8 protein-coding genes and 1 pseudogene are annotated in these 8,591 nt (G+C 68.5%); 7 read left to right on the top strand and 2 right to left on the bottom strand.

Going from position 1 to position 8,591, the window contains the following annotated elements:
* Nucleotides 1-189: 189 nt before the first annotated feature.
* From UK23_RS46985 to UK23_RS46970, 4 genes are all read left to right on the top strand, one after another.
* The gene (locus tag UK23_RS46985) at nucleotides 190-2,436 is read left to right on the top strand and encodes a polyribonucleotide nucleotidyltransferase (RefSeq protein ID WP_045318365.1); all 2,247 of its coding nucleotides are present in this window, start codon (nucleotides 190-192) and stop codon (nucleotides 2,434-2,436) included.
* 65 nt (nucleotides 2,437-2,501) lie between these two features.
* Entirely contained in the window at nucleotides 2,502-3,836 is a 1,335-nt protein-coding gene (locus UK23_RS46980; RefSeq protein WP_045318368.1) for a M16 family metallopeptidase, read from the top strand.
* Nucleotides 3,833-4,570, top strand: coding sequence for a 4-hydroxy-tetrahydrodipicolinate reductase (gene dapB, locus UK23_RS46975; protein WP_082115545.1), 738 nt, complete (start codon nucleotides 3,833-3,835; stop codon nucleotides 4,568-4,570). The genes UK23_RS46980 and dapB overlap by 4 nt, the downstream gene beginning before the upstream one ends.
* Complete coding sequence (locus UK23_RS46970; protein WP_045318363.1) at nucleotides 4,567-5,004, top strand: tetratricopeptide repeat protein; 438 nt, start codon at nucleotides 4,567-4,569, stop codon at nucleotides 5,002-5,004. Before dapB ends, UK23_RS46970 begins: the two co-directional genes overlap by 4 nt.
* On the opposite strand, the gene UK23_RS46965 is transcribed toward UK23_RS46970, so the two are convergent.
* Nucleotides 5,001-5,759 carry an SDR family NAD(P)-dependent oxidoreductase gene (locus UK23_RS46965; RefSeq protein WP_045318362.1) on the bottom strand — a complete coding sequence of 253 codons (759 nt, stop codon included), beginning with the start codon at nucleotides 5,757-5,759 and terminating at the stop codon, nucleotides 5,001-5,003. The genes UK23_RS46970 and UK23_RS46965 overlap by 4 nt on opposite strands.
* Before the next feature lie 89 nt (nucleotides 5,760-5,848).
* Between UK23_RS46965 and UK23_RS46960 the strand changes: the two genes are divergently transcribed.
* The gene (locus UK23_RS46960) at nucleotides 5,849-6,421 is read left to right on the top strand and encodes a TetR/AcrR family transcriptional regulator (protein ID WP_045318361.1); all 573 of its coding nucleotides are present in this window, start codon (nucleotides 5,849-5,851) and stop codon (nucleotides 6,419-6,421) included.
* Between the two features lie 79 nt (nucleotides 6,422-6,500).
* Here UK23_RS46960 and UK23_RS46955 read toward each other — a convergent pair whose 3' ends face one another.
* Nucleotides 6,501-7,697 (bottom strand): winged helix-turn-helix domain-containing protein, encoded by a 1,197-nt coding sequence (locus UK23_RS46955; protein WP_045318367.1) that lies wholly within the window; start codon nucleotides 7,695-7,697, stop codon nucleotides 6,501-6,503.
* Between the two features lie 70 nt (nucleotides 7,698-7,767).
* Between UK23_RS46955 and UK23_RS46950 the strand changes: the two genes are divergently transcribed.
* Nucleotides 7,768-8,310: a GNAT family N-acetyltransferase gene (locus tag UK23_RS46950; protein WP_045318360.1), complete on the top strand. Its 543-nt coding sequence runs from the start codon at nucleotides 7,768-7,770 to the stop codon at nucleotides 8,308-8,310.
* Nucleotides 8,311-8,331: 21 nt separating this feature from the next.
* A pseudogene (locus UK23_RS46945) lies at nucleotides 8,332-8,591 on the top strand (hypothetical protein); the annotation flags it as partial.

Genomic DNA, 8,591 nt, shown 5'->3' with positions numbered 1-8,591 from the left:
GCACAGCCGGGTGTATACAGACCCCTGGTTGCAAAGAGGAACAAAACAGGACCCGCATCGCGCGAAGCAGTTATCGCCGGTCCTCGGTAGTGGCCCTCTGGTGGAAACGCCCCAGAGGACTTCGATCGAAGACCGGCCTCGTCTCCAGAAGCGTGTTGCGGTGTCCAAAAGACGAGGAGTAACAAGTAAATGACGGACATCGAGGTCCACGAGGCGACTGCCGTTATCGACAACGGCAAGTTCGGCTCGCGCACGATCCGCTTCGAGACGGGGCGCCTGGCGAAGCAGGCGGCCGGAAGCGTGGTCGCGTACCTGGACGACGAGACGATGCTGCTGAGCGCCACGACGGCGTCGAAGCACCCCAAGGACCACTTCGACTTCTTCCCCCTCACGGTGGACGTCGAGGAGCGCATGTACGCGGCGGGCCGCATCCCCGGCTCGTTCTTCCGGCGTGAGGGCCGTCCGAGCACGGACGCCATCCTCACCTGCCGCCTGATCGACCGGCCGCTGCGCCCGTCCTTCGTGGACGGCCTGCGCAACGAGATCCAGGTCGTCATCACGGTGATGAGCCTGAACCCGGCCGACCTGTACGACGTCGTGGCGATCAACGCCGCGTCCGCGTCCACGCAGCTCGCCGGCCTGCCGTTCTCCGGCCCGATCGGTGGCGTCCGCGTGGCGCTCATCGAGGGCCAGTGGGTGGCGTTCCCGAACTACGAGCAGCTCGAGAAGGCCGTGTTCGACATGGTCGTCGCGGGCCGCGTGGTCCCCTCCGGCGACGTCGCGATCATGATGGTCGAGGCAGAGGCCACCGACAACGTGATCGACCTGATCGGCGAGGGCGCCGTCGCCCCCACCGAGGAGGTCGTGGCCGCCGGTCTCGAGGCTGCCAAGCCGTTCATCAAGGTCCTCTGCGAGGCGCAGGCGCAGCTCGCGCAGGTCGCCGCCAAGGAGACCGGTGAGTACCCGACGTTCCCGGCCTACCAGGCCGACGCGTTCGAGGCCGTCGAGTCGTCCGCCACGGGCGAGCTCGCGCAGGCGCTGACCATCGCGGGCAAGGCCGAGCGCGAGTCCAAGCTCGACGAGATCAAGGCCGCCACGCTGGACAAGCTGGCCGAGCAGTTCGAGGGTCGCGAGAAGGAGATCGGCGCGGCGTTCCGCTCGCTGACCAAGAAGCTCGTGCGCCAGCGGATCCTGCGCGACAAGGTCCGCATCGACGGCCGCGGCCTCACGGACATCCGCGACCTCGGCGCCGAGGTGGCCGTGATCCCGAGGACGCACGGCTCGGCGCTGTTCGAGCGCGGCGAGACCCAGATCCTGGGTGTCACCACGCTGAACATGCTGCGCATGGAGCAGCAGATCGACTCGCTGTCTCCCGAGACGCACAAGCGCTACCTGCACCACTACAACTTCCCGCCCTACTCGACCGGTGAGACCGGCCGCGTGGGTTCGCCGAAGCGCCGCGAGATCGGCCACGGCGCGCTGGCCGAGCGGGCGATCATGCCCGTGCTGCCCAAGCGCGACGAGTTCCCGTACGCGATCCGCCAGGTGTCCGAGGCGCTGAGCTCCAACGGCTCGACGTCGATGGGCTCGGTGTGCGCCTCGACCCTGTCGCTGCTCAACGCGGGTGTCCCGCTGAAGGCGCCGGTCTCCGGCATCGCGATGGGTCTCGTCTCCGACGAGGTCGACGGCAAGACCGAGTACGTGGCGCTGACCGACATCCTCGGTGCCGAGGACGCGTTCGGCGACATGGACTTCAAGGTCGCGGGCACCAAGGAGTTCGTGACGGCGCTGCAGCTCGACACGAAGCTCGACGGCATCCCGTCCGAGGTGCTGGCGGCGGCGCTGGGCCAGGCCCGCGACGCGCGCTACACCATCCTCGAGGTCATGGCCGAGGCCATCTCCGACCCGGACGAGATGAGCGCCTTCGCGCCGCGCGTGACGTCGGTCAAGATCCCGACCGACAAGATCGGCGAGGTCATCGGCCCGAAGGGCAAGATGATCAACTCGATCACCGAGCAGACCGGTGCCGACATCTCCATCGAGGACGACGGCACGATCTACGTCGGTGCGGCGGACGGCCCCTCGGCCGAGGCCGCGATCGGCATGATCAACGCGATCGCGAACCCGCAGCTGCCGAAGGTCGGCGAGCGCTTCCTGGGCACCGTGGTGAAGACGGCCGCGTTCGGCGCGTTCGTCTCGCTGCTGCCCGGCAAGGACGGCCTCGTCCACATCTCGAAGCTGGGCAACGGCAAGCGCATCGCGAAGGTGGAGGACGTCGTCAAGGTCGGCGACAAGCTCCGCGTCGAGATCGCCGACATCGACCAGCGCGGCAAGATCAGCCTGGTCGTCGTGAACGAGGACGCCGCCGAGGCGCCCGCGTCCGACGAGGCTCCCGCTGTCGAGGAAGCTGCTGCTGAGGCGGCTCCCGCGCAGTGAGTGCGACAGACAACAACGTGACGGCCGCGGGTGCATCCACCCGCGGCCGTCCGCGTACTCACACACTGGGGCACCTGCAGAAGCCCGGCAGCACGCGCGTGCTCGAAGCGTCCGCGGGGATCGAGGTGCGGCGCAGCATGCTGCCCTCGGGCCTGCGGGTCATCACCGAGCGCATCCCGAGCGTGCGGTCCGCGTCGGTCGGTCTGTGGGTGCAGGTCGGGTCCCGTGACGAACGGCCAGAGGTGGCGGGTGCCGCGCACTACCTGGAACACCTGCTGTTCAAGGGAACGTCGCGGCGCTCGGCAGCGGCCATCGCCGAGGAGATCGACGCGGTCGGTGGCGAGCTGAACGCGTTCACCGCCAAGGAGCACACCTGCTACTACGCGCACGTGTTGGACGAGGACCTGCCGCTCGCGGTCGATCTGGTGTCCGACGTGGTGTTCGAGGCGATCTGCGGCCCACGTGACTTCGAGACCGAACGTGGTGTCGTGCTCGAGGAGATCGCGATGCGCGACGACGACCCCGAGGACCTGCTGCACGACGCGTTCATCGAGGCGATGTTCGGCGGACATGCTTTGGGGCGCCCGGTTCTCGGCACCGAGAAGTCCATTCAGGACATGCAGAGGGACAACCTCTACTCGTTCTACAAGAAGCGCTACACGTTGCCGCGCATGGTGTTCTCCGTCGCGGGCAACATCGAGCACGCGCACGTGATGCGACTGGTGCGCAAGGCGATCGGTGACCGGCTGTCGCGGGAGGGCAGCGCGGTCGCACCTCGCGCGGGCCGGGCGCGCATCGCCGACGCCCGCAAGCTGGTGCTGCACACCGACGACACCGAGCAGGCGCACATGATGCTCGGCATGAGGGGCCTGGACCGCCACGACGAGCGCCGGTTCGCGTTGAACGTGCTGAACGCGGCCATCGGTGGCGGCATGAGCTCCCGGCTGTTCCAGGAAGTCCGCGAACGCCGTGGCCTCGCGTACCAGGTGTATTCGTCCGTCGGCCTGTACGCGGACACCGGCACGTTCGCCGTCTACGCGGGCTGCCAGCCGGACCGCCTGGGGGAGACCGCGGGCGTGATCCGCGAGGTGCTCGTGGATGTCGCGAAGGGTGGCCTGTCCGACGCGGAAGTGGCTCGTGGCAAGGGACAGCTGCGCGGTGCTCTCGTGCTGGGACTGGAGGACACCAGTTCCCGGATGTCGCGCATCGGCAAGTCCGAACTGAACTACGGCGACCACCTGAGCGTTGAGGACACGCTGGCGCGCATCGATGCCGTTTCCACCGAGGAAGTGGCGTTGCTCGCACGTGATCTGCTGCGCCGCCCCGTCGCCGCTGCCGTGGTCGGGCCTTACGATCACGCAGACGATCTGCCGGACCAGGTACACGAGGTGATTGCATGATTCGCGTCGGAGTTCTCGGCGCGCGGGGCCGCATGGGTTCCGAGGTGGTCCGCGCGGTCGAGGCCGCGAAGGACATGGAGGTCGTGGCGGCGATCGACGCCGACGACCCGTTGTCCTCGCTCGTGGATTCGGGTGCGCAGGTCGTAGTCGACTTCACGCACCCCGACGTCGTGATGGGGAACCTGGAGTTCTGCATCGCGGCCGGAATCCATTGCGTCGTCGGCACTTCCGGGTTCGACAACGCCAAGCTCGCCGCGGTCGAGGCGCTGTTGGCGTCGCAGCCTTCCGTCGGCGTGCTCGTGGCGCCGAACTTCGGCATCGGTGCCGTGCTGCTGATGCGCTTCTCGGAGATCGCGGCCCGCTACTACGAGTCGGCCGAGATCATCGAGCTGCACCACCCGCGCAAGGCCGACGCGCCTTCGGGTACGGCGGCGCACACCGCTCGGCTGATCGCGGCGGCGCGGGAGGGCATGGACCCGATGCCCGACGCGACCACGCAGGAGGAACCGGGTGCGCGCGGTGCCGTCGTCGACGGGGTTCGCGTCCACTCGCTGCGGATCTCCGGGATGATCGCCCACCAGGAGGTCGTGTTCGGTGGTGAGAGCGAGACTTTGACGATCCGTCAGGACTCGTTGCACCGGACGTCGTTCATGCCCGGTGTGGTTCTCGGCGTTCGGGAAATCGTTGGCAGGCCTGGGTTGGCCGTCGGTCTCGACAAGTACCTCGACCTGTGAAGGTCCGCATCACCGTCGGGGTGCTGATCGCGGCCCTCGGTCTTTACTTCGTCCTGCTCACCGGTCGTGCAGTGGCTCTGCTGCAGACCGGTGAGCTGGTCGGGATCCTGCTCGGCGTGGGTGTGCTGATCCTGCCGTTGCTGGGCGTGTGGCTCGTGTACTCCAACCTGCGTTTCGGTTGGGAGACCGAGAAGATGGCCCGCGAGCTCGACGCGGACGGGCTCCTGCCGGACGTCTCGCACCTGCCGCGCCGGCCGTCCGGCCGGGTCGACCGGGACGCGGCCGACGAGTGGTTCGAGGAGCGCCGGGCCGAGGTCGAGGCGTCGCCGGAGGACTGGCGCGTCTGGTTCCGGCTCGCGTACGCCTACGACATCGCGGGGGACCGCGGCCGGGCGCGCGAGACCATGCGCAAGGCCATCGAGCTGCACTCCTAGATCAGGATCTGGCCCTCACCGCCGTCCGCGAACAGTTCGCTGCCGGTGACGAAGCTCGACTGGTTCGTCGCCAGGAACAGGGCCGCCGCGGCGATCTCCTCGGGCTGTCCCATGCGGTCGAACGCCACCCGGCTCGCTTCTTGTTCGAGCACGGCCTCGACCTCCTCGGGGGTGTTCGCCAGCCCCTTGATGCCGGGTGTCTCGGTCGGGCCGGGCACCAGCGTGTTGACGCGGATGCCGCGCGGCGCCAGTTCGAGCGCCCACACCCTGCTGTACTGGCGGATCGCGGCCTTCGTCGCCGAGTAGGTGCCGAACGCCTTTGTCGCCCGGGACGCCGACGTCGAGCCGAGCGTGATGATCGACGCCTCGGAGTTGAGCAGCGGCAAGGACTTCTGCACGGTGAACGCCGTGCCGCGCACGTTGATCCGGAAGTCCGAGTCGAACGCCTCCGGGGTCAGCGTCTCGATGCTCTCCATGCCCGCGGATCCACCGGCGTTCGCCACGACCACGTCGAGTCCCTTGCCGTGCTCGGCGATGCGTGCGAACAGCCTGTCCAGGTCGTCCAGATCGGACACGTCACCGCGCACGCCGACCGCTTTCGGCCCGAGCCGCGCCACGGCGGCGTCCAGTTCCGGCTGTCGCCTGCCGGTGATGAAGACATCGGCTCCTTCGGCGGCGAACCGCTCGGCGATGGCGAGGCCGATGCCCGACGTGCCACCGGTGACCAGCACGGTCTTCGCTTCGAGTGTACCCATCTTGTCCTCCGTGAGGTTAGTTGTTGACCGATCGGTCCATAACTAACCAGTTATGGACCGATCAGTCAACAACTGGTACCGTCGAAGGCGTGGCGCGACCGCGGAAGTTCGAGGAGCAGCAAGTCCTGCGCGATGTTCGCGACCAGTTCTGGGCGGTCGGCTACGAGGCCACCTCGCTGGACGACCTCGTGCGAGCGTCCGGGCTCGGCAAGGGCAGCTTGTACGGAGCCTTCGGGGACAAGCACAAGCTCTTCATGCGCACGCTCGACGACTACGTGACCGACTCGTGCGCCGGGCTGCGGCAGAGCCTGGACGAGTCCGAGCGCGCTGTCGACGGACTGCGGGGGTTCCTGCTTGCCGGTGCCGCGTCGCTGCGCCAGGGCTGCTACCTGGCCAACAGCACCACCGAGCTGGCGGCTACCGATTCCGAAGTGGCCGAGCGGGCGCGGAAGGCGTACGAGGACATCGTGGAGCTGATCGCGGCCACGGTGGAACGGGCCCAGCGGGAGGGCGACCTGCCGGGCGGGATCGAGCCGACGGCGTTCGCGCGCACGTTGCAGACAGCGCAGCAGGGCTTGGTCTACATGGGACGCAGCGGCTTGCCCGCGGAGCAGCTGGCTGGGGTCGCGCAGGACCTGGCCGACAGGCTGCTTCGCGCTTAGAGTCGCCCGACCGGGTGAACAATGTCCTGAAACGTTGTTACCAATTCCTCGCGTACGAGGAAGCGCGCGGGGGAGCGGATCAGCTAGCGGCGATCAGTTCGGCCGCCAGATCTCCCTTCTGCACCACGAGAACGTCCTCCAGCCCCAGCCACTCGGCCATGTGCTTCAGCTCCGCGGCCAGTTCCGCTGCGACTCGCGGCCGGTCGACGCCGTCCTCCGCCCACGCCGACTGCACGCGCAGGACGCCGGCTGCCCGGTCGGCCTTGATGTCCACGCGGCCGACCAGTTCGCCGTCCAGCAGGAACGGGAACACGTAGTAGCCGTGCACTCGCCGCGGCTCCGGCACGTAGATCTCGATGCGGTACCGGAAGCCGAAGATCCGCTCGGTGCGCGCCCGCTCCCAGATCAACGGGTCGAACGGGCAGAGCAACGCGCGGCCGGCCACCCGGCGCGGGGCCTTGGCCTCTACGTGCCGGTAGGCGACGCCGCGCCAGCCGTCGACCGACACCGGCTCCAGCACGCCGTCCTCCACCAGCGACGCGACTGCTGCCTGCGAGCGGCGCGGGTCCAGGCGGTAGTAGTCGCGCAGGTCGGGCTCTGTCGCCACGCCCAGGGCCACGGCCGAGCGCAGGACGAGCTCGCGTGCGCCGGACTCCGGCGTCCACTTCTGGGCCAGCACGTCGGACGGGATGACGCGCTCGGTCAGGTCGTACAACCGCTCGAAGCTGCGACGCGTGCCCGTCGTCAGCACACCCACGCCGAACAGCACCTCGCACACGCGCTTGACCTCGGACCAGTCCCACCACGGGCCCTTGGAGCGGCCCGAGTCGCCCAGCAAAGCCTTCTCCAGGGCTCCGGCGCCGATCGGGCCCAGGTCTTTCACAGCGGCCAGGACCTCGTCCACCAGCTGGGGCGAGCGTTCGAGGATCGTCTGGTAGTTCTGCCACCAGCCGCGCTTCTTCGCACCGGAGTGGAACAACGGCCAGTCGCCCACCGGCACCAGCGAGGCCTCGTGCGCCCAGGTCTCGACCAGCATGCGGGGCTTGCGGGCCGAGTGCGTCCACGCGGCGTCGTCCAGCAACGAAGCCTCGTAGGAACCCAGGCGGGAGAACAGCGGCATGTAGTGGGCGCGCACCGCCACGTTCACCGAGTCGATCTGCAGCAGCTGCACGCGCGACAGCACCCGTTGCAGGTGCCTGCGCGTGGCCGCGGCAGGGCGCAGGTCGGTGAAGCCCTGGGCACCCAGGGCGATTCGACGGGCCACGTCCGCACTCATCCTCTGCACGGACTCGATGCTGCCACGCACCCCTGACAATTCTCGGACACCCCATCGATAAGGTGCGGTTATGGCCGACGCCGGCGTGCACCTCGCCACCGCTGCAGACCTCGCGGAGATCATCCGCATCCACCGCGAGACGTGGCGGCTCGCTTATGCGCAGCTCCTGCCGCAGGAAGTGCTGGACACGCTCGACACCGAAGAGGCGTGGGCGATGGCCGTCCAGCAGGGAGCCGTCCTCAAAGCCGTCGAAGGAGAGTGGACCGTCGGGTTCGCCGTGGCGAGCAGAGCTCCGGACGACGAGGTGGCCAAAGCGGACGGTTCGTTGCCGGAGGACGCCGACACCACCGCGCTCCTCAGCGTTCTCGTCGAACCGCGGTGGGGGCGAAGGGGACACGGCACGCGGCTCGTGGCGGAAGCGACCAAGCGACTCGCGGAAGCCGGTGCGACGAGGGGCATCGCGTGGGTGCCGGAAGCCGACAAGGCGTCGCGGAACTTCTACGAACGGCTCGGCTGGTCGGGTGACGGCACGGTACGCACATTGGACGCAGGCGGGCGTCCGTTGCGCGAAATCCGGATGTCCGGCCCGCTGGCGGTCCGACTCGACTCCTGAGAACTGTGTAGCCTCGGCCGGGTGTTCGGCTTGGTTGGCCTCACCTTCGGGGTCGCGCTCGGCTCGGCACTCATCCCCTTCATCAGCGTGGAAGCCTGGGTGGTGGGTGTCGGCGCGCGGTGGCCCGGTGTCTCGTGCTGGCTCGTCGGCCTCGTGGTGGCCGTGGCCCAGGTGCTCGGCAAGCTGCTGTACTTCTACGCGGCGCGAGGCGATATCAAGCTGCCCAACTGGTTGCGCCGCAAGGAGAAGACCAAGCCGTCCAAGCTCTGTCTCTTATACAC

Source organism: Lentzea aerocolonigenes, from assembly GCF_000955955.1.
In the GTDB taxonomy this organism is placed as follows: Bacteria; Actinomycetota; Actinomycetes; order Mycobacteriales; family Pseudonocardiaceae; genus Lentzea; species Lentzea aerocolonigenes_A.
The sequence above is the reverse complement of the archived record's forward strand: the minus strand, read 5'-3'. Positions and strand labels throughout refer to the sequence as shown.